Genomic DNA, 22,645 nt, shown 5'->3' on the forward strand with positions numbered 1-22,645 from the left:
ATACTTACGTAAATTTGCTTCATACAAAACATAAAACAATAAATAACATGAAGTTTATGAAATCAAAACAGCAAAATTCAACTTCTTAAAATTGGGATTTCTAATCAGAAAAAAAACAAGCTTTTAATAAAAATAGAATAATAAGTTTAAATAATTAAAATAAGTAAAATGAAAAAAACAACTCAAAAAATAGCAAAACTTTTTTCAAGATTGATGCTAGCAGGATTGGTGACAATAGTTTCATTAACGTCAATTAAAACTAGCGCACAAGGTGAGCCGGTTAAATTAGGATTTATTCCTCTTACGGATTGTTCACCTATTGTAATGGCTAAGGAATTAGGTTTGTTTAAAAAATATGGTGTAGAAGTAATAGTTACAAAAGAGTCTTCTTGGGCCAATGTTAGAGATAAAATCTTAACAGGAGAATTAGATGGAGCACACTGTTTGTATTCAATGCCATTTTCAGTTTACACAGGAGTGGGAGGAAAAGCAGGGTCAGAAATGAAAATTGCAATGATGCTTAATTCAAATGGGCAAGCAATCTCTTTATCAAATGATTTTTGTGGAAAAGTTGGTTTCAAAGAAATGGCTAAAGTTGCTCCAGTAGTAGCAGCTAAGTTGAAAGCAGAGAAAGAAGTAACTTTTGCAATGACTTTCCCTGGAGGTACTCACGATTTATGGTTGCGCAACTGGTTAGCTGCGGCAGGTGTAAATCAAAAAACTTCAAAAATTATCACTATTCCACCTCCACAAATGGTTGCTAATATGAAAGTAGGTAACATGGACGGATTCTGCGTTGGAGAGCCATGGGGAGGAGTTGCTGCTATGCAGGGAGTTGGATTTACACAAATTGCTAGTCAGGATATCTGGAAAGATCACCCGGAGAAAGCTTTGGTTGTAAATAAAGATTTCAGTGCAAAAAGAAGAGAAGATCTTAAAAAAGTAATGAAAGCGATTATGGAAGCTTGTAAATGGTTAGATGTTCCTGCAAATCGTAAGAAGACTGCTGATATCATTGGTAAACCAGCTTATGTAAATGCTAATAATGATGTTATCCAAGACAGATTGAATGGTGAATACAACTTAGGATGTAAACTAGGACAAAAAATTTACAAAGGAGACCAAATGGTTTTTCATAAAGGAGGAACGGTAAACTTTCCTCGTAAATCTTATGCAATTTGGGCAATGGCACAGTTTGTAAGATTCGGATATTTAAAAGAAGCTCCAAATTACAAAGCAATTGCAGATAAATTAATTCTACAGGATTTATACAAAGAAGTAGCTGCAAGTATGAAAGTAAAAGTACCAGTTGATGATATGAAACCATTTTCAATTACAATTGACAAAACGATTTTCAATCCTGCTAATCCAGCAGCTTATCTTAAAGTTGTAAAAAGATAAAAGTAATTAAGAATCCCTCTCCAAGTGGGAGGGATTTTAAAAAATTGCCTCAAAATTAAACAAAAACAATAGAAACAAAACATTACAAAAAGTTAAACTAAAAAAGATTGGATCATGGCAGAAAGAGAAACATTAACAATTGATGCTCTTGAGGAAGTTAAAGTTGCTTCTGTAGCAACTTCTCAAAGCGAAGAAAGTAAAAACGAGAAATTAAGTTTATTGACTGAAAAACTCGTAACAAAATCTAAATCAGTTCTTTTGGCAGCATTAGGATTGGTTATATTTGGAGGAGTATGGGAATTAGTAAGCAGCCTAACCGAAGGTGCTTTACCAACTCCTATAGCTACATTGACAGTTTTATATGAAATGATTAGTGACCCATTTTATGATTATGGTCCAAACGATAAAGGAATCGGACTGCAATTATTTAATTCCATTAAAACGGTATTATTAGGTTTCTTTTTAGGTTCATTAGTAGCTATTCCGTTGGGAATTTTGATGGGAGCAAGTACAATTTGTAAACAAATTTTTTATCCTATCGTACAACTTTTAAAACCAGTTTCGCCATTAGCATGGTTCCCAATTGGGTTAGTTGTATTCAAAGACACAGGATTAGCAACAATTTTTATTGTGTTTATTACCTCTTTATGGTCAACATTAATTAATACATCTTTTGGTATAGCATCTTTACCTCAGGATCATAAAAATGTAGCCAAAGCATTTGGTTTTTCTAAAATGAGATACCTGACTAAAATTTTAATTCCTTTTAGTTTACCTCATATCATTACCGGTTTACGCTTAAGTATTAGTGTGGCCTGGTTGGTAATCGTAGCGGGTGAAATGTTGTCAGGAGGAGCCGGAATTGGATTTTTTGTATGGGACAGCTGGAATGCCTTAAGTCTTGAAAAAGTAATCTCAGCAATTATCATTATTGGTGTGGTAGGTTTGCTTTTTGATAAATTATTCACATACATAGAAAACAAAGTAGCTTACAAAGCGTAATTAAAGACAGTGATTTAAAGTTGTAATGTTTTTAAGAAAACAGCAATTGAAGATCTAAAAAGAATTGTCAAAAACCTAAAAATCAAACATCATGAGTTATTTAGAAATAAAAGATTTGGAAATTTCATTTCCAACACCAAAAGGAAAATATACAGCTGTGAGAGATATTAATTTATCTATTAAAAAAGGCGAAATCATATCAATTATTGGACACTCTGGTTGTGGGAAATCAACAATCTTAAATGCAATTGCAGGAATGTTAACACCTTCAGCAGGTTCAGTAGTATTGAATAATCAAAACATTAAAGGACCAGGTCCAGATAGAGGAATTGTTTTTCAAAACTACTCTCTTTTACCTTGGTTAACAGTATATCAAAACATCTTTCAGGTAGTCGATTCGGTTGTTGAAGGTACTACAGCTGAAAAAAATGCAATCGTTGAGAAAAACCTTAAAATGGTTAATTTATACGAACATAAAGATAAATTACCAGGACAACTTTCAGGTGGTATGAAGCAAAGGGTTGCTATTGCCCGTGCATTTGCAATTAATCCGGGTGTTTTATTAATGGATGAGCCTTTTGGAGCTTTGGATGCTTTGACTAAAGGTTCAATGCAATTAGAAGTATTGAAATTATGGAATCTTGATAATCGTGAAAAAACAATCGTAATGATTACGCACGATATCGAAGAAGCTTTGTTCTTATCGGATAGAATTATCGTTTTGAATAATGGTCCGTCTTCAACGATTAAAGAAATTGTTGAGGTGCATTTGCCAAGACCAAGAAACAAAATCGAAATTGTAAAAATGCCAGAATACATCGATTTAAGAGATAAATTGTTACACTTACTAACAGATCATTTCTCTATCGAAGATATGGGTATGAAATATAAAAATTAGTTTAATTTGTTTTGTTTGTTTTTAAATCCCTATCGTAGTCGTACGATAGGGATTTTTCGTTTTAATCAAATATAATTAGTATTAAAATATAGATTATAAATGAGTAATTGATTAATTAAGGTTTGAAAATTCTAGATCAACAACCTGATTCTTACTATTTGAAGCGGGGTGTTGATTTAGTGGTTTATTCAAATCTTTGATAGAATTGATATATTCAACAGGAGCTTGCCCAGTTATTTCTTTGAAACTTGTAAAAAAAGGATTGTAGGAGGTGAATCCAATTTTCTTAGAAAGTGAATCCATAGTATTGTTTTTAAGATAACCGCTGTCAATTAATTTGACGGCATCAAGGATACGGATCGTTTTTTTATACTCAGAAAAAGAAATTGTTGAGTGGTATTTGAATACATAAGACAAATGACTTTTTGGTATGTTTATTTTGGTAGCAAAGTCATTAAGTGTTAAGGTTGCATCTCTAAATAAGTTAGAATCCAGCGAATTTTTTTCAATTATTTCAAAATAGTTTTGAAGGTTTTGATTTATTTTATCTTTTAATACAAGATGTTGTGCGTTTTTAATTTCGGATACCGGATATAATTTCCAGATAGTTTCAAAAGTTAATTTAGAATTTCGATCTTCCAATACCTTTTCATTTAATATTTTGTAACCATAGAGGATTTCTGGGCTAACTAGTATTTTAATTAGTATTACAATCCAAATAACAGCAGTTATCCATTGGTATGAAAAACCTTTAGATTGTTCATTTTGTGTAAATTCTATAAATAATGACAAAATGAGGCGAATGGAAGCTAATACGAGAGCAATAAATAAAAATAAGGTCCAGTTGTAAACTTTTTTATATTGATTTTTTGATAGTTTATTTTCTCTCTTTTTATTCCAGATTGTTTTTTGTAAAACTTTGTAACTTATATAACAATAAGTAGTTAGGTAAATCATAAAAACGATATAAAGACAAAGTTTTACCGTGTAATTAGGTATAATAAATTCATATATTTCAAAAGTTATCAGAAAATATACCGTAGGAAAAACGAAATGAAATAAATCCTTTTTTTCAAATGATTTTTTGTATCCTAATTTTTCAAAATACAAGTATGCCAAAGGGATAATTAGTGTGCTTAAGTTAGAATATTTAGCATATAATGTTAATACATCCTTATTCGAAATTAAATTGATAATTCCGTAGGTAAAAAAACGAAAAGAATTTAATGCGATTAATAATATCATGTAAATATTCATTACATGATTTGATTTCTTATTGATAAATAGGATTGCACTAATAATAAATCCAATAATTCCGGAAATAATAAATGTAGTGTTTAAAATCATTTTGAAGATTACTTACAGATGTTATTTATGATTTTGTTAAGAACAATTATACGTTTAAAGCTACTAATAATTGAAAATTATCCAAAATTAAGATAAAATGATCGATGTATTACATATTACTATAAATTGTTTGCTTGTTTTTTTGTAATCCTTTGCTTCTTTTTTTATATGTTTTGTTGTTTTTAGTTACTAAAAACCGAAAAATAATTACTATTTTAATTAAATATCAGTTGAAATGCACAAAACACCGATTAAAAGCAATATTTATGGCTAATATTGTATGAAAATAGTTTTTTATGAAGTATTTACTTTTACTTTTTACTTTTCCTTTTTATGGTCAGGTTTTGCATCATCAAATGTTATCTTCTCAAGGTACAACAAAAGAAATTACAAGCAAGGTTATTGTTAGTCAAACAATCGGTCAGCAAAGTATTGTAGGCAATTCTACTAATGGAGCGATTGTAATACAAGGTTTTCAACAAAGTTTGTGGAGTTCTTACATAGCTCAAAATGAAAAAACTACTATTTCAGCTCAAACATTTCCAAATCCATTTAAAGATGTGGTCAATTTTCAATTTTCAGAGTCTTTAATCGGAGAATTATCTATTTATATATTCGATGTAAGTGGAAGATTAGTTCATAAAGAAGCGGATAAAATTGATGATTCAATTTTTACAATCAATCTTTCTAAAATACCCAGAGGAGAATATCTGGTTCAATTAAACAATAAAAGCTTTACTTATTATACTAAAATTATAAAACTATGATAAAAAACTACTTTTTATTTCTTTTTTTACTGGTTACTTCAAGTATTTTTTCACAGGAAATATACTTTACTACGGGTAAAAATTATACCAAGTATCTATATAAAGATGCTAATCTTCAAAGCAATCCTAATCTTCAGAGCGGAAGCGGTAATTTTTATGAAATAGGTTTTACTCAGCCATTGGCAAAAAAAAACATATTCTATTCGTTAGGACTTTCCTTGAATGATTACAATGCGTTAGGAGGAAACACAGCCAATTCTTATCGTTGGGATACTCAATATTTAGGTGTTCATGGTGGTTTATTGTATAAATTCTTTTCTTATAAAACAGCAACTAAGAATACCATTGATTTTTTAGCTAAAACAGGTTTAAATGTTTCGAAATTAATCTATGGTAAGCAAGAAATGAATGGTATTTATTATGATTTAATGCATCAAAAAGAGTTTTCGGGAATTATTTTGGAATCATCTCTTGGATTGATGTTCAAATATAATATACCGTCCTTTGGTGGTTTAAGTTTGGGATATGATTATTGTCAAAGTATTAACGTGAGTAATACTTTAAAAGAAAAATTATCATTTGCAACTAACCAAATCGAATTAGGGGTTCATTTCAATATTAAATAATTAGGGGATATGAAAAAAATAATTACACTTTTTATACTTTTTGTTGCTACGCAAATTTTTGCACAAACAAACGGAATAACCTATCAGGCGGTAATTTTAAATCCAAAAGGAGAACAATTACCAGGAGTAAATAATTCGAATAGTCCTTTGCTTAATAAGGATATTTGTATGGTTTTTAAGTTTGTGGACGAGTTTTCAAATGTAGAATATCAGGAAACAATTCAAACCAAAACGGATCAATTTGGTATGGTTAATTTACTAATTGGTTCCGGAACACAAACAGGAGGATACGCAACTTCATTTCAAAATATAGTTTGGAATAGTTCGAAAAAAAGTTTGATAGTTGGGATAAATACATCTGGAAATTGTGCCACCTATACGGAAATTAGTAACCAACAATTTAGTTATGTTCCTTTAGCATTTTCGGCTATAAATGCTGAGAATGTAACGGGAGTAGTGGCTATTGAAAATGGAGGTACCAATGCAACAACTCTTTTAGGAGCTAGAACTAATTTAGGGATTAATAATGTTGATAACACTAGTGACTTAAATAAACCAATTAGTACTGCAACACAAGCTTCTTTAAATTTAAAAGAAGACCTAGCCAACAAAAGTACAGATGTAAATACTGATGCAAATTCGGATATTAAGTATCCAAGTGTTAAATCGGTAAAATTGTATGTTGATGGAAAATTACTTACTTTAACTAATAATTTAAATGCTGAAATTACAAGAGCAACTAATGCTGAAAATGCTATTGCTGCTAATTTGGTTACCGAAACTAACAATAGAACCTCAGCTGATAATACATTAACAAGTAATTTAGCCACCGAAGTAACAAATAGAACCGCTGCAGATTTATTAAAAGAAGATCTAACCAACAAAAGTACTAATGTTACAACAGACGGAACTTCAGATACAAAATATCCAAGTGTAAAATCGGTTAAGACTTATGTAGATGCCGCTGCTACAACGGCTTCTACAGCTTTGGCAACTGAAATCACAAGAGCAACGAATGCAGAAAATACGATTGCAGCAAATTTGGTTACCGAAATAAACAATCGAACTTCAGCTGATAATACATTAACAAGCAATTTAGCCACCGAAGTAACCAATAGAACCGCTGCAGATTTATTAAAAGAAGATCTAGCCAACAAAAGTACTAATGTTACAACAGACGGTGCTTCGGATACAAAATATCCAAGTGTAAAATCGGTTAAGACTTATGTAGATGCCGCTGCTACAACGGCTTCTACAGCTTTGGCAACTGAAATCACAAGAGCAACGAATGCAGAAAATACGATTGCAGCAAATTTGGTTACCGAAATAAACAATCGAACTTCAGCAGATAATACATTGACTACCAATTTAGCTGCCGAAGTAACAAATAGAACGAATGCTGATTTATTAAAAGAAGATCTAGCCAACAAAAGTACTGATGTTACTACAGACGGAACTTCGGACACGAAATACCCAAGTGTAAAATCGGTTAAAACTTATGTTGATGCAAGTGCTGCAACTTCTTCAACAGCTTTGGCCAATGAAGTAACAAGAGCAACGAACGCTGAAACTACAATTGCCACTAGTTTAACAACTGAAACTAATGCCAGAACAGCTGCCGATGCTAATTTGACAAGCAATTTAGCTATAGAAGTAACTAATAGAACCGCTGCTGATTTATTAAAAGAAGATGTAGCCAATAAAAGTACAAATGTTATGACCGATGGAGCTTCGGATACTAAATACCCAAGTGTAAAATCGGTTAAGGATTATGTTGATAATGCGACTAGTTCTATAAACACTTTAGAAAATGGCAAAATTTATATTGGAAATGCTAGTAATCAAGCAACTGAGGTAGCAATTTCTGGTGATGTAACAATAGATAATTTGGGAGTTTCTGTTATTGGGGCTAATAAAGTGATCACTTATATGATTGCAGATGATGTAATTGAAACTAATAAAATCAAAGATGCTAGTGTAACTTCTTCTAAATTGGCAACTTCTATTGATTTGTCGGGTATTCCTACTGCACCAACAGCAGATGAAGGGACAAACACAACACAGATAGCAACTACTGCTTTTGTAACAGCGGCTATAACTGGGAACTATGTAGATTTGACAACTAATCAAACTATTGCAGGCACAAAAACTTTTAGTTCGGATATTTTTTCTAGTGGAGTACGAATTGGAAAAGGTAATTTTAAGGCTTTTGCTGATGTCGCAGTAGGGGAACAAGCTTTGATGAATACAACCGGAGGTGGAAATAATACGGCAATAGGATATGCTAGTTCAGCAAATATGACAACAGCAACAAATAGTGTTTCGATAGGATATGAATCTTTAAGACTTTTAGAAAATGCGAATAGCAATACCGCAATTGGAAGTGGTGCTTTGTTTAATAGTAATGCAAATAATAATACCGCTTTGGGCCATGAATCTGGTAAAAAAATAAGCACAGGGGGAAATAACACTTTTTTAGGAGCTAAGGCAGATGCAAATTCTGAAACAATAACAAATTCAACTGCTATAGGTTATGGTGCAACGGTAGCAAATAATAATACTATTCAATTAGGGAATTCAGAAATTAATAATGTAAATACTTATGGTTCTGTAACGGCTAATGCTGCAATTACAGATGAGATAACTTCCGATTTAACTATTGATACTAATAATGTCGAGCAATATAAAAGTAAAATACTAATATGTAATCCTAGTAGTCCTATCACGATCACATTTGCTAATGGATTACCAAGAGGATTTAATTGTATGATTTTGCAAAAAAGTGCTGATGCAAATAAAATTAATATTTCTGGAGGGCTAGGAGTAACGATGAAAAACAGAAATAATTATACTGCAACGGCTGGTAATTATGCAATTGCAACTGTTGTAAGTATAGGTGGAGATATTATCGTAACTGCTGGGGATATGCAATAATTAGAGTTTAGTAGATAAAATTTTAAATTAATAAAAGAATAGATATGAAAAAAAATATACTGATAATACTAATTGTGTTTTTTGCAAGTTACACTAGAACTTTTGCAAATAATTTGATAATGGGAACGCCAAGTGTAAGCGGAAATTCTGTTACTTTCACGATTAAATGGGATAATAGCTGGAATGTTACTACAGGACCTTCTAATTGGGATGCTGTATGGGTATTTGTTAAAAGACAATCATGTGTAAATGGTGCCACAAGTCCTTGGGTTCATGCCGAGTTGTCAACTTCAGGTCAATCAGTATCAGGGTCTCAGCTTCAGGTTGATTTAGTTACTGATAACAAAGGGGTTTTCATAAGAAGAAATACTCCAGGAATTGGAAATATAAACGAGGCAACAGTCACATTAACTTTGGCAACAGCTGTTGGAGCAGATAATATAGGTGTTTATGGAATAGAAATGGTCAATATACCTCAAGGACAGTTTTATATTGGTGATGGTAGGGGAGATATGCATTGTTTTACAGAAGGGGGTACTGATGCTCCAAAATTGATCGATGCTACTGTTCAAAGTACTGGTTTAGGGGCTGCCTCAAATTATCAAAAACAATCATTAGGATCTACAGGTAATTTACTTTCAACATTTCCAATAGGTTATAATCGTTTTTATTGTATGAAATATGAAATTACTGCTGGGCAATACGTTGCTTTTTTGAATTCACTTTCTTATAAACAACAATTGAGAATGCAACGTGATTATAATTCGAATACAACACCTCCAACATCTCTGGCAGGCACTCAATTTCATTGTTGGCCTTGTTCTAATCGATCTGCGAATATTGTGATCGCAACACCGGCACAATCTGTAACCCAAATGTCGCCTGCAGTATATGCTAATGACTTTGATAACGATGGTGTATATAATGAAGATGAAGATGGTTTAGGTTTGCCGGTTATATTGAATGTGAAAAATTTCTTTGCATTTTTAGATTGGGCTGCCATACGTCCTATGACTGAATTTGAATATGAAAAAGTGTGTAGAGGACCTGTTACTCCTACAGTTAATGAATATGCTTGGGGTTCAACAGATTTATTCAGGGATTTCGATATAGTAGACAGAGGAAAATCGACAGAAAATAATAGAAAAAATGGTTTAGGACCAACGAATAGTGGAACTGAAATTTTATTTAGAACAGGTATGTTTGCTACAGCAAGTTCTGACAGACTGCACGCTGGAGCTACTTATTATGGTGTGTTAGATATGACTGGTGGGGTATGGGAATCTTGTATAGGAGGATGGAATGTTGATTATTCAACTTTTACTACTGCTAATGGTGATGGTAATTTGTATGAAAGTGGAGAGTCAATGAATAATGGTTCAACAGATATGGCAGAATGGATTTCTAATAGAATTATTATAAAAGGAGGAGGAGCAAACTGGCAAGGAGAGGCGATGAGTGTATCGGCTCGAAATTGGACAAGTTTTGATAATTATCCTTTTTATCAAGGAGGTCGCGGAGTAAGATCTTATTAAACAACTTTAATATTAATAAGTCATGAAAAAAATAATCTTATTGATCTTATTTTATTTTAGTTGCAATTACCTTCAAGCTCAAATTAGTTTGCCAAGTATGCGAGGGGTATTTTCTGGTGGGTTAAAAATTATTCCCACTATGTATTCTGGAGGTAAAGGAATTGGTTCAGATCAAAAAGAAATAATTCAAAATAATTGTACGCCTTTACTTGTTGAATCTATATTTTATGGAGGTCAAGGATATGGCTCTCAAGATAATATTTTGTCTCAATCGGTATGTTCGCCAGTTACAGTTGAGTCCATATTTTATGGAGGTCAAGGATATGGCGCTCAAGATAATGTTCTAGTACAATCTGTTTGTAGTACACCTGTTGTTGAATCCATTTTTTATGGTGGGAAAGGGTCAGGAAATATAGATAATTTTGTTATACAATCCATTTGTACTAATCCATTAACTGAATCCATTTTTTTTGGGGGTAATGGTTATGGTGATCAACAGAGTATTGTTATTCAAACCATTTGTCAATAATTAAAATATAAAAGGATAAATGAACTAAACATAAGAAAGTTCATTTATCTTTTTTTTTACAGATGGTTTACTAGTTGTATGTTTAGCCCTCTTTAATAATCTCTCTCACAGCTAACTCATAATTTCTAATAGTTTTCGCTTTTTTTATCTTCTTATGCACTTTATGAGGATTTGAAAATATAACCGAAAAGTATTCCCATAAGTGGTGCATCTTCAATAAAATATGCGTGGCACCTGATAATGATTTGCTATAACCAGCGTATAAAGTGTCATGAAAATCGCTAAATAATTCCATTTTGTTCGATGGATATTCAAAGCTGTTATTTTTAATCATAGAGGGTAAAAATGGATCAGCAATCAAGCCGCGTCCTATCATCCAATGATCTATCGTAGGGAAGCGTTCCTGCATTTTATGGAATTGTGCTACCGAAGTAATATCGCCGTTGTAATATAGCTTTAATTTCGTGTTGTCTACACATTGTTGGAAACCGTCTAAATTCACCCCGCCATTGTACAATTGTTTTCCAATTCGGGCATGAATCGCTACATTTTTGATAGGATATTTTTCAAGAATAGGTAGTACATCCAAAATTTCGTCGGCATTGTCATAGCCTAAACGCATTTTCATAGAAACTATAATATCAGATTCGGAATGTACCTTTTTAAGAATATCATCAATTTTTTGAGTTTGGCAAATTAAGCCTGAACCCATTCCAGATTTGGTTACCATCGGATAAGGGCAGCCCAAATTCCAATTCAATTCTTTATAACCTAATTCCTGAACATATTTGGAAACAAACAAAAATTCGTCGGCATCATTAGTAATCACTTGCGGAATGACTTCTAAATCGGTATTGTTTTCAGGAAGTAAATCACGTTGATACGATGATTTAATGACTAATTTTCCGTTCAGTCGAATGTAAGGTGAATAAAAGGTGTCTATTCCGCCAAAATATTTGTTTTGCGCATTTCTAAAACGAAAATCAGTAAATCCTTGTAATGGAGAGGAAAGAAGTGTATAGCTCATGAAAATTATAATTGTGCAAATATACTCAATGCGATCAGAATTTTGCGAAACAAAAAAAGACTTTCATTTGAAAGCCTTTTTAAGTATCTAAATTTTCTTGTTTATTTACGATTGAGTTTTTTCCATTAAGATTTTAATATTCTTAACTTCTTAACGGTAAATAAAAGAATAAATGTTTTAATAATTACACTTTTCCTAGTGTATATAACTGTTCCATTGTAGGCGTTATACTTCCGCCGGCTGGCTCTAGAGTAATCCCAAAAGCTTGTGCATCTCCCGTATTGCTAACAGCAAAAAAGTGTTGTTCATTTTTATCAAAATTATCCAGTAATCCAATGCTTGTTGGGGTAAGTGGATTTAATTTTAAAGCCCAAACCTGATACACCATTCCTTTAGGTGGTTCTGGTAATCCCGTTGCGTCGACATACACTTTTTGAGTTTCTTTGTTCCAATAAATCTTAGCCGAAGATTCTGGAGCTACAGTTTGACCAGCAAGAGCAACTACGGTATTATTTTCATCTTTTATAACAGCCAAATTATTTTCAACTGCAGCTTTTTTAAGTGCTAATTCTTTGCGCTCCTTTTCAATTTTAGCTTTTTCTAAATTAGCATTTACAAGTTGGGTATTGCTTTGCTCTAATTGACTGTATTGGAAACCAATACCAATAAGTAATAATACAGCTGCAGCCCATCCTATAACAGCCGTCCAGTTTTTCTTAGGTGTCATCGGGATAACATCAGCTTCTTTTAAGTTAAGTTTCTCTTTTATTTTGGCATAGTTCTCTGCCGATTGAAATGGTGAAAAACTCGAAGATAATGTTAGGATTGATTTTTCAATTGCTATGATTTCCTCATTAATTTCGGGATATTTTTTTGCCATTGCGGCTACTTCCTGACTTTCGTCTTCGGTCAAAGAGCCGTATACATAAAGTTCTAATATGCCTGATTCTATATATTCTTTCGTTTCCATTATACTATACTTTCAAATAGTTTCTTAAATCATTAATACAGTTTCGGTTGTGCGTTTTCACTGTTCCCAGAGGGATTTCAAGTTCATCCGCCGTTTCTTGTTGGGTATAGCCTTTAAAGAACAATAAGTCTATTATCTGGATACATTTAGGTTTTAGTCTTTTTATAAATTCCCGCATTCCTATTCCATCTACTTTGTTTGAAAGTTTGTTACTGTCTTCTAGTAGATTTACGAAATTATCGGCCGAAAGGTTTTTTTGACTGTTGTTAAAATTTTTAGAACGCAGTTTATCTATCGCACTATTGCGGGCGATATTGAGCATCCAGGTATAAAAACGACCTTTACTTTCGTTATAGCTTTCAATGTTTTTCCATATTTTAACGAACGACTCCTGAAGCACGTCTTCAGCTTCTTCCGTGTTTTTAATGAGAACACTAATTACCGAAAAAAGGCTCTTAGCATACATATCATAAAGATAGGTAAAGGCCTTTTCATCTTTTTTATAGATTAAAACTAATAATTCGTCCTGGTTCATAGGTTTTGGTTTTTGCTATACAAACTTATGCAAACTTATTTTAAGAATTGATATGTTTTGTCAGATATAAAGTAAAAGTCTTATTTTTTCTTTTTAAATAGAGTATGTCTAAGAGTACAGGATACTATATTTTCACTAAGATTTTATATTTGACCAGAAATCTAGTCGTAATTATATAATTTTCATGAAATATATTTATACAGTATTAGCTGTTTTTATAGGTTTTTGTGTTTTCTCTCAAACACAAAAAGGGATAATAATTGACGAATATGGAAATGCAATAACTAATGCTTTTATAATAAATCCTGTATCCGAATCTCATTCGCATACTGATGATTCGGGGGAGTATATTATTGAAAAAACAAATATTGGAGATGTTTTAAGAGTCACAGCTTTAGGATTTAAAATAAAAAATTATACTGTTATTGAAGGCGATAATAAAATTATATTATCTGATGGCGTTTTGAAATTAAATGATGTTGTCATTCAGCATAAACTCTCCGCAATGAATCTAATTTCGAAAATTGATTTACAGACTTCTCCAGTGAATACTTCTCAGGAGATATTACAAAAAGTGCCAGGTCTTTTTATTGGTCAACATGCCGGAGGAGGTAAAAGTGAGCAAATGTTTTTAAGAGGTTTTGATATCGATCACGGGACCGATGTTGCTATTTCGGTCGATGGAATGCCAGTGAATATGGTTTCTCATGCACATGGGCAGGGTTATGCCGATTTGCATTTTGTAATTCCTGAAATTGTTGATAAAATAGATTATGGCAAAGGAACTTATTATGCTAATAAAGGCGATTTTGCCACAGCTGGTTATGTAGGTTTTCTAACGAAAGAAAAACTAGACAAAAGTAGTATTAGTGTAGAGGCAGGACAGTTTAATTTGAAACGAACAGTGGGTTTGTTTAATCTTTTAAATAATGCTAAAAATCAAAGAGCTTATATCGCTACAGAATATTTTTTGACTGATGGACCTTTCGAATCTCCTCAAAATTTTAATCGATTTAATTTACAGGGAAAATACACTTATCTCATAGGATTGAATAGTAAATTTTCGATTTCGGCATCACACTTTTCGAGTAAATGGGATGCTTCAGGACAAGTTCCACAACGATTAGTGGATGCAGGAGTTATTTCGAGATTTGGTGCAGTTGATGATACCGAAGGTGGAAATACTTCAAGAAGTAATGTTATAGCTTCTTTGGTTAAACCAATAGACAAAAACACTTTTGTAAAAGTCAATACTTTCTTAAGCAAATATGCATTGGAATTGTATTCTAATTTTACTTTTTTTCTGAAAGATCCAATTAATGGAGATCAAATAAGGCAAAAAGAAAACAGAGTACTTTATGGGTTGAATGCTGAAATTAATAAAAAAGTCAAAAAAAATATATGGGATTTTAAATATAATTTTGGGGTTGGTTTTAGAGCGGATGCTACAAAAGATAGTGAATTATCGCATACTTTGAATCGTAGAACAACCTTGGAGCGTATTAAATTAGGAGATATCGACGAAAGTAATCTATATACTTATCTGAACTCAGAATTTGTTTTTGGAAAATGGATGATAAATCCAGGATTACGATTCGACTATTTTAAATTCAATTATCTGGATAAATTAAATAATACCTATACGAATCAATCCGAAACCAAAGTGAAATTGTCCCCTAAATTAAATTTTATTTATTCACATAATAACAATTTGCAGTTTTTTGTAAAATCAGGAATGGGATTTCATTCAAATGATACCCGTGTTGTGGTTGATAATAACCTTTATAAAACTTTGCCAACAGCCATTGGGACTGATGTTGGTACAATTTGGAAGCCATCACATAATTTAATTATCAATTCGGCTTTGTGGTATCTGTTTTTAGAACAGGAATTTGTGTATTCTGGCGATGGAGGAACTATTGAACCCAGCGGTAGAACCAAAAGGATGGGAGCTGATTTTGGAATCCGCTACCATTTGAATGAACTTTTTTATATCTATTCAGATGCCAATTATACTTTTGCCAGAAGTATGGATGAACCTAAAGGACAGGATTATGTTCCGTTATCTCCTGACTTTACTTCATCAGGGGGAATTAGTTTTCAAAATTGGCACCGTTTTTCTGGTGGAATTCGTTATCGTTACATTAAAAATCGTCCGGCAAATGAGGATAATTCGATTGTGGCCAAAGGTTATTTTGTCAATGATTTCAATTTGAATTATGATTTAAAGAAGTTTTCTATCGGAATAATTATTCAGAATTTGTTTGATACTAAATGGAATGAAACCCAGTTTGCAACTGAGTCCCGACTAAAAGACGAAACCAATCCGGTTGACGAAATTCATTTTACTCCTGGAACTCCATTTTTTTTAAGAGCCAAAGTAACGTATCGATTTTGATTTTTTTAATTATAGTTTAACGTTTGTTCAATTGAAATTTGTTATTGAAAAAAATGGCTATACTTATAATTTGATTAATTTTATAAAAAAAATAATTTCATGAAAAAAAATGCAATGATCGCTATGGGAGCGATGTTTCTTTTTTGCGGATTTACTCAGGCGCAAAACAAAAAATCAAAAAAAGCAGATACGCAAAGTATTTACCAGTTTAAAGTAGAAGATTTATCAGGAGAAACATTTGATTTTTCGAAACTAAAAGGCAAAAAAGTATTGATTGTCAATACAGCTTCAAAATGCGGATATACGCCACAGTACGAGCAATTGGAGGCAATTTATAAAGAATACAAAGACAAAGGCTTTACAATTGTAGGCTTTCCTGCAAACAATTTTAACGGACAAGAACCGGGAACCAATGAAGATATTGAGACTTTTTGCAAATTAAATTACGGGGTAACTTTCCCGATGATGGCTAAAATTTCCGTAAAAGGGGATGATATGAGTCCGCTGTATCAATTTTTGACTCAAAAAGAGAAAAATGGAGTGAAAGATTCGGAAGTAAAATGGAATTTTCAAAAATATCTAATTGATGAAAAAGGACATTTGGTGGAAGTATATTATTCTAAGACCAAACCGGATGCACCAGAAATTGTAAACTGGATTAAACAGTAATTTTTTCAAATTACCATTAAGAAATTAAGAAAATTTAGACTTTGGTGAAAATGATATTTTTAAAACATATAAGTCATAGAAGTTTTATTTATCATTGAAAGTTTTTAGAAAAGAACATCTAAGGATATTTTCAACTTAACTAGGCTTAATTTCTTAATGGTTTTTAATACCGTTTTAACAGAATAAATTCAGTTTTAAAAACCTGAAAAGTAATGCAACTTTGTATCTTTGTTTTCTTTTGAAATAGAAACAATGATTTACCCCAAAATACCTTTAGCACAAAGCATCATTCAGATTTGTTTAGCCAAAGGAATTACCGATATCGTCATTTCTCCCGGATCGAGAAATGCACCTTTAACAATTGGTTTTGCCAATAATCCCGATTTTAAATGTTACAGTATTGCCGATGAACGTTGTGCGGCTTTTTTTGCTTTGGGAATGTCCCAACAAATGAAACGTCCTGTAGCGGTAGTTTGTACTTCAGGTTCCGCTTTGTTGAATTATTATCCGGCTATAGCCGAGGCGTTTTACAGTCAGATTCCTTTGATTGTTATTTCGGCAGACAGACCGCAAAGCAAGATTGATATTGGTGATGGTCAAACCATCCGGCAGGAAAATGTTTTTGAAAATCATTCGCTTTACAATGCTAATTTAACTGAAGAAGCATCCAAAGAAAATGACTCTAAAATTAATGAAGCAATTGATGCTGCTTTTTTTAAAAAAGGACCTGTACATATCAATGCGCCTTTTGAAGAGCCTTTGTATGAAACTGTTTCGGAACTTTCGGTGGATGTGATGACTCATAATTTTGCCAGTTTGAATTCAATTACAGCTTTGGAAGATTTGACTCCTTTTGTGGAACTTTGGAACCAATCAAAAAAGAAATTAGTTTTAGTAGGAGTAAACAATCCGGAAAATATTTCACAAAATGTCATTGAAGCTTTGGCTCGAGATGAATCAGTAGTGGTGATGACTGAAACTACATCCAATTTACATCATCCAGATTTTATTTCGAATATTGATACCATTATAACTCCATTTAACGAAGCTGATTTTGAGGATTTCTGCCCGGAAATCTTAGTTACTTTTGGCGGAATGATTGTATCTAAACGCATCAAAGCTTTTTTACGAAAATACAAACCTAAACAACATTGGCATGTCGATACCTTGCGTGCCTATGATACTTTTGATGTTTTGACTAAGCATTTTGAGGCGAGTCCGAATACTTTTTTCGAAACATTTTTGCCTTTAACAGAAGCGGTTGAAAGTGATTATGCTGCAAAAGCGATACAACTAAAAGCGCATAGAAAAGAGAAGCAACAGCAATATCTGAGTAAAGCCGCTTTCTCGGATTTTGTGGTTTTTGATAGGGTTATTAAAAGTTTGCCACAACATTCACAGTTGCAAATTAGTAACAGTTCTGCTATTCGCTATGCGCAATTAATGGAAATTGACGCTTCCATAGAAGTATTTTGTAATCGTGGAACGAGCGGGATTGACGGTAGTACTTCAACAGCCATTGGTGCAGCATTTGCCAGTGATAGGCCAACAGTTTTCGTAACTGGAGATGTGAGTTTCTTGTACGATAGTAATGCCTTATGGAATGCCTACATACCTAAAAACTTTAAAATTATTTTGATCAATAATGCTGGTGGAGGAATATTCAGAATTCTGCCGGGTCATGAAGAAAATGCGGTTTTTAATACTTATTTTGAAACCTCACATCAGTTGACAGCGGAACATTTGGCTAAAATGTATGGGTTTAGCTATCTCACTGCTAGCGATAATAATAGTTTGACTAATGGATTAGAACAATTGTATGCAGAAAATAAACAGCCAGCTATTTTAGAAATTTTTACACCAACAGTCGAAAATGATTCTGTTTTGAAACAGTTTTTTAAAGAATTGGTATAATAAAGATTTTAATGACTGTTTTTACAAAAATGGTTAGCGATTCAAAGGAAAAATAATCTGATGAATCTCTAACCATTTTTTATTTGCATTCATTATAATTGACGATTTTTTTAGAGCTAAATATATCTTTTTTTTTCAAAAGCAGGACAGTACAGGTTAGTTAATTATATTGAACTAGTTATTTTAGTTTATTTTTCTTACTTGGTTAAAAAGCTTTTTGCAGTATAATAACAGCTAAATAAGATAAGAATTTAAGAAGATTAGGTTTATAATATAATTTGTTTAATTAATTATCAGGTTTTTTATGATGAAAACTGCTTTTGGCAATAGTGCTTGCCTTATTATTTGTTGGTTTTGTTTGCTGTTTTCTTTTAGTTTTTTGCAGGCGCAGGAACAAAAGAAAATTTCGGATATTGAAAAAATATACTTGCATACGGATCGATCAACCTATTGTGTAGGGGAAGATTTATGGTACAAAGCCTATGATGTAAGAGCTTATAATAATATTCTTTTTGACAGGAGTAATCTTTTATACGTGGAATTGATTAATTCGGAATCCAGAATTATTGCCCGAAATAAAACCAATATTGAAATGGGATTGGGGTATGGTGATTTTCAATTAACAGATTCATTAGGTGTAAAACCGGGAAAATACCAATTAAGAGCCTATACCAATTGGGATAGGAATTTTGGTGAGGATTTTGTTTTCAAAAAAGAAATAGAGATTTTAGATGTATTTGAGATGCACTCTAAAACTCCAGCCGCAGTGAAAACAACTCCTGTGAAAAAAACGGCTGCTACTCCTGATAAACCGCTTATTAATGAAAATGAATTTCAGATAGATTTTTTTCCGGAAGGAGGTTCTCTTTTGGAAAATACGGCTTCTATTGTTGGTTTTAAAGCAGTTGATTCCGGTGGGAATCCTATAGAAGTTAATGGCGAAATTTATGATTCGGCTAACGACTTGATTGGTAATTTTCAAAGTGTCCATGACGGTATGGGTAAATTTCAAATGATTCCTTTGGAAGGCAAAAACTATTATGCTAAAATTAAAACAGCTAATGGATTATCTATGAAAAAGGATCTGCCTCAGGCAACTAAATTGGGATATTTACTAAGTTACAGAAATGTAAAAGGTAGAAATTTTGTTACGATTAGTACTAATCAGTCCACTTTAACTCAAAATCCTAGTGCTGCTCTTCAGGTTCAGTGTACGGCAAGAGGAATTTCCTATTTGGAAACCACACAAACCATGAGTGAACTTAGTTTATCTTTTGAGTTGCCTAAAGATAAAACTCCGGAAGGAATTAGCCAGATTACAATATTTGATGCTACAAACAAACCACAGAGTGAGCGATTAGTTTATATAGAAAAAGAATCTGATTTGCTGGTGCAACTTATTGCTGACAAAGTTATCTATACACCAAATGAGAAAGCGACCATTTCAGTGAGTTCAAAATCTAAGGAAGGAGCTGTAAAATCGGCAAGTTATTCTATGAGTGTGACCGATATGAATGGGGTTTTGGATGAAAAAGAATATGAATCTAATATTTGTTCTTACTTTTTGATGGAAGCCGATATTAGAGGTAAAGTGAATCGTCCGGCCTATTATTTTGATACTAATAATCCCAAACGATTAGAGCATTTGGATAATTTATTATTGACTCAGGGTTGGCGTGATTTTGTTTGGAAAAATCTAGCAATAACTAATGATGATACTTTTTTCAAAGTAGAAAAAGGGATTACGATTTCAGGTAGAGTAAAACAGCTTTTTGCTAATAAACCTTTAGAAAATAGTTATGTTTCCTTAGCGTTAATGAATAAAAAACGTAGAAATTTCTTTAGTGTAAAACCTGATTCAGTAGGGATTTTTAAATTTGAGAATATGATGTTTTCAGGAAAAACAAATATGTTTTTGACTTCTGTTAATGAAAAAGGAAAATTTAGAGGTGAAATTATTTTAGATACTCTTGAACAAGCACCTATATTGACTTCTTTTAAAAACGAATCATTTTTTTGGTCTGGAAATACACGTTTGATAGCCGAAAATATATTTAAAAAAAATGTGGCATTTGGTGTGAAGCCTGAAAATATTTTAAATGAGGTAAATATAACTGCGAAAAAGAAAGTAACTTCTAAGTCTTATTTTGGTTTACCTGAAAATAGTTATGTATCTGATGAGGATGTTAAAACATTTACAAATATTTATGATTTAATCACGCAAAAAATTCCAGGAGTAATAAACGATGGTGATTCTGTTCGTTTTTTACGTAATCAGGCAACACCTCTTTTTGTTTTAAATGGTTTTCAGGTAACAAAATCAGAAATTGATGTTATTCAACCTCAGGATGTAGAAAGAATAGATGTTATTAGAGGAATGCAAGCAACAATGTTTTTTGGGGAGGAAGCAGCAGATGGACTTATAGCTATTTATATAAAACCTAACGCTGCCAATAGAAGTAAAGAACGCTCATATGCTATTAAACAAGAACTTGATGGATATTATATTGAACGTGTTTTTTATAATCCAACTCCGGAACAGGTTCAGTTAGATTTGGATAATAAATTATCAGTTAGAAACACACTGTATTGGAATCCATATGTGCATCCGGATAAACAAGGAAATGCCACTGTGAGTTACTATAATACTAAGGCGGAAACTAAGGTAAAAGTAAATCTTCAGGGGATGACCGCCGGTGGTGTTCCTGTTTTTAAAAATGTGTTTTACAGCATTAAGAAATAGTTATTTTTATTTGCTGGCTTTTACGGTTAAAAAATAGAACGCATACTAATTAATAATTCCATTTGACTTTTAGCCTAAAGATGAATATTCAAAATCTCTCAAGTAGCATTTTTATGACATTACTTGGGAGTTTTTTTTTTGGATGACAAATTGATTTTAGTTAAGAAATAAAGAAAAACACGGATGTTACGTATTTGAGAAATTACCACAGATTCTTTTAAAGCATAAGCTTTGTTCTCTTTGCGAAAAACTTAGAGTTCTTTGCGGTTAAATATATCACAACATCGTACCTTTGCACCTCAGAAAAATATAGAAAATGCTTAAAATAGGAAAATACAATAATTTAACCATATTACGTGACACTAAAGTAGGATTGTTTTTAGGTGATGCTGAAAAAGATCCTGAAGGAATTCACGATGTGTTATTACCAAATAAATATGTTCCTAAGGAATTTAAAATTGGGGACGAATTGGTTGTTTTTGTTTATTTAGATCACGAACAACGTCCCGTGGCGACTACTTTAGAACCATATATTTTGTTGAATGAATTTGCACTTTTGCGTGTTAATTATATCAATCAGGTAGGTGCTTTTATGGACTGGGGGATGGAAAAAGATATTTTGGTTCCATTTAAAGAACAAGCCCGACCTATGGAAAAAGGGAAACGTTATTTAGTTTATCTTTATATGGATCCAAAAACTAATCGATTAGTAGCTTCAAGTAAAACGAATCAATTTCTTAATAACGAAACGCTTACGGTTGAGAAAGGGGAAGAGGTAGATTTAATTGTTTCTCACATTACCGAAATCGGAATTAATGTTATCATTAACGAAAAACACAAAGGACTTTTGTATAAAGATGAGGTTTATGATGACAGTATCCGTACAGGGGACAGAATGCGTGGATTTATAAAAAACATTCGACCTGATCACAAAATAGATGTTACTTTACAAAAACAGGGTTACGAAGGAATTGAACCAAATGCTGATAAAATTTTAAATGAATTAAGAGCAAGCAGAGGTTTTTTAAGATTAAATGATAATTCGCATCCCGAAGATATTAAAACGGTTCTGAAGATGAGTAAAAAGACTTTTAAGAAAGCTATTGGTGCTTTGTACAAAGAAAAACTCATTGAAATTAAGGAAGACGGAATTTATTTGATTAAGGAATAAAAAAAGAAAGACTAATCCTCGCGGTTAGTCTTTCTCTTTTATAAGTATTCTTATTTTTGGATTACTTATAATATGTTTTACAATTAGAAGCTATTTTTATAGTTTCCGTTAACCGTTCTTTTCTTTATCTTTTTTTACTCTTAATCTTACTTGGAATCTCATTTTGCATTAAAAGCCTT

The 22,645-nt window shown here is 32.2% G+C and carries 17 protein-coding genes; 13 read left to right on the top strand and 4 right to left on the bottom strand.

The features are described 5' to 3' along the window. Positions 1-168: 168 nt before the first annotated feature. The 3 genes from AAEO59_RS09970 (at position 169) to AAEO59_RS09980 (ending at position 3,301) form a co-directional block, all read left to right on the top strand. The gene (locus AAEO59_RS09970) at positions 169-1,401 is read left to right on the top strand and encodes a CmpA/NrtA family ABC transporter substrate-binding protein (protein ID WP_341700591.1); all 1,233 of its coding nucleotides are present in this window, start codon (positions 169-171) and stop codon (positions 1,399-1,401) included. Positions 1,402-1,515: 114 nt separating this feature from the next. After that, the gene (ntrB, locus tag AAEO59_RS09975) at positions 1,516-2,403 is read left to right on the top strand and encodes a nitrate ABC transporter permease (RefSeq protein ID WP_341700592.1); all 888 of its coding nucleotides are present in this window, start codon (positions 1,516-1,518) and stop codon (positions 2,401-2,403) included. Between the two features lie 91 nt (positions 2,404-2,494). After that, the gene (locus AAEO59_RS09980; RefSeq protein ID WP_341700593.1) at positions 2,495-3,301 is read left to right on the top strand and encodes an ABC transporter ATP-binding protein; all 807 of its coding nucleotides are present in this window, start codon (positions 2,495-2,497) and stop codon (positions 3,299-3,301) included. Between the two features lie 111 nt (positions 3,302-3,412). Here AAEO59_RS09980 and AAEO59_RS09985 read toward each other — a convergent pair whose 3' ends face one another. Beyond that, positions 3,413-4,648, bottom strand: coding sequence for a helix-turn-helix domain-containing protein (locus AAEO59_RS09985; RefSeq protein ID WP_341700594.1), 1,236 nt, complete (start codon positions 4,646-4,648; stop codon positions 3,413-3,415). Between the two features lie 296 nt (positions 4,649-4,944). Here AAEO59_RS09985 and AAEO59_RS09990 point away from each other — a divergent pair, with 296 nt between their 5' ends. The 5 genes from AAEO59_RS09990 to AAEO59_RS10010 are packed head-to-tail and all read left to right on the top strand — an operon-like array spanning position 4,945 to position 11,039. Then, entirely contained in the window at positions 4,945-5,415 is a 471-nt protein-coding gene (locus AAEO59_RS09990; RefSeq protein ID WP_341700595.1) for a T9SS type A sorting domain-containing protein, read from the top strand. Beyond that, positions 5,412-6,041 (top strand): hypothetical protein, encoded by a 630-nt coding sequence (locus AAEO59_RS09995; protein WP_341700596.1) that lies wholly within the window; start codon positions 5,412-5,414, stop codon positions 6,039-6,041. Before AAEO59_RS09990 ends, AAEO59_RS09995 begins: the two co-directional genes overlap by 4 nt. Before the next feature lie 9 nt (positions 6,042-6,050). Then, on the top strand, positions 6,051-8,975 hold the full coding sequence (locus AAEO59_RS10000; RefSeq protein WP_341700597.1) for a beta strand repeat-containing protein: 2,925 nt from the start codon (positions 6,051-6,053) through the stop codon (positions 8,973-8,975). Between the two features lie 44 nt (positions 8,976-9,019). Next, a complete protein-coding gene (locus tag AAEO59_RS10005) occupies positions 9,020-10,510 on the top strand; it encodes an SUMF1/EgtB/PvdO family nonheme iron enzyme (RefSeq protein WP_341700598.1) in 1,491 nt (496 codons plus the stop codon). 22 nt (positions 10,511-10,532) lie between these two features. Then, on the top strand, positions 10,533-11,039 hold the full coding sequence (locus AAEO59_RS10010; protein ID WP_341700599.1) for a hypothetical protein: 507 nt from the start codon (positions 10,533-10,535) through the stop codon (positions 11,037-11,039). An 82-nt stretch (positions 11,040-11,121) separates the two neighbouring features. Here AAEO59_RS10010 and AAEO59_RS10015 read toward each other — a convergent pair whose 3' ends face one another. From AAEO59_RS10015 to AAEO59_RS10025, 3 genes are all read right to left on the bottom strand, one after another. Beyond that, the gene (locus AAEO59_RS10015) at positions 11,122-12,066 is read right to left on the bottom strand and encodes a tRNA dihydrouridine synthase (RefSeq protein ID WP_341700600.1); all 945 of its coding nucleotides are present in this window, start codon (positions 12,064-12,066) and stop codon (positions 11,122-11,124) included. Positions 12,067-12,250: 184 nt separating this feature from the next. After that, positions 12,251-13,036 carry an anti-sigma factor gene (locus AAEO59_RS10020; RefSeq protein WP_341700601.1) on the bottom strand — a complete coding sequence of 262 codons (786 nt, stop codon included), beginning with the start codon at positions 13,034-13,036 and terminating at the stop codon, positions 12,251-12,253. A gap of 4 nt (positions 13,037-13,040) precedes the next feature. Continuing rightward, on the bottom strand, positions 13,041-13,571 hold the full coding sequence (locus AAEO59_RS10025; protein WP_341700602.1) for an RNA polymerase sigma factor: 531 nt from the start codon (positions 13,569-13,571) through the stop codon (positions 13,041-13,043). Between the two features lie 184 nt (positions 13,572-13,755). Here AAEO59_RS10025 and AAEO59_RS10030 point away from each other — a divergent pair, with 184 nt between their 5' ends. The 5 genes from AAEO59_RS10030 (at position 13,756) to AAEO59_RS10050 (ending at position 22,466) form a co-directional block, all read left to right on the top strand. Continuing rightward, entirely contained in the window at positions 13,756-15,969 is a 2,214-nt protein-coding gene (locus AAEO59_RS10030) for a TonB-dependent receptor (protein ID WP_341700603.1), read from the top strand. 99 nt (positions 15,970-16,068) lie between these two features. After that, positions 16,069-16,638 carry a glutathione peroxidase gene (locus AAEO59_RS10035; RefSeq protein WP_341700604.1) on the top strand — a complete coding sequence of 190 codons (570 nt, stop codon included), beginning with the start codon at positions 16,069-16,071 and terminating at the stop codon, positions 16,636-16,638. 252 nt (positions 16,639-16,890) lie between these two features. Next, the gene (menD, locus tag AAEO59_RS10040) at positions 16,891-18,552 is read left to right on the top strand and encodes a 2-succinyl-5-enolpyruvyl-6-hydroxy-3-cyclohexene-1-carboxylic-acid synthase (protein ID WP_341700605.1); all 1,662 of its coding nucleotides are present in this window, start codon (positions 16,891-16,893) and stop codon (positions 18,550-18,552) included. Positions 18,553-18,856: 304 nt separating this feature from the next. Continuing rightward, positions 18,857-21,295 (top strand): Plug domain-containing protein, encoded by a 2,439-nt coding sequence (locus AAEO59_RS10045; RefSeq protein ID WP_341700606.1) that lies wholly within the window; start codon positions 18,857-18,859, stop codon positions 21,293-21,295. Between the two features lie 316 nt (positions 21,296-21,611). After that, positions 21,612-22,466 (top strand): CvfB family protein, encoded by an 855-nt coding sequence (locus AAEO59_RS10050; RefSeq protein WP_341700607.1) that lies wholly within the window; start codon positions 21,612-21,614, stop codon positions 22,464-22,466. Positions 22,467-22,645 lie beyond the last annotated feature (179 nt).

This window comes from Flavobacterium flavipallidum (assembly GCF_038289905.1).
Lineage (GTDB): Bacteria > Bacteroidota > Bacteroidia > Flavobacteriales > Flavobacteriaceae > Flavobacterium > Flavobacterium flavipallidum.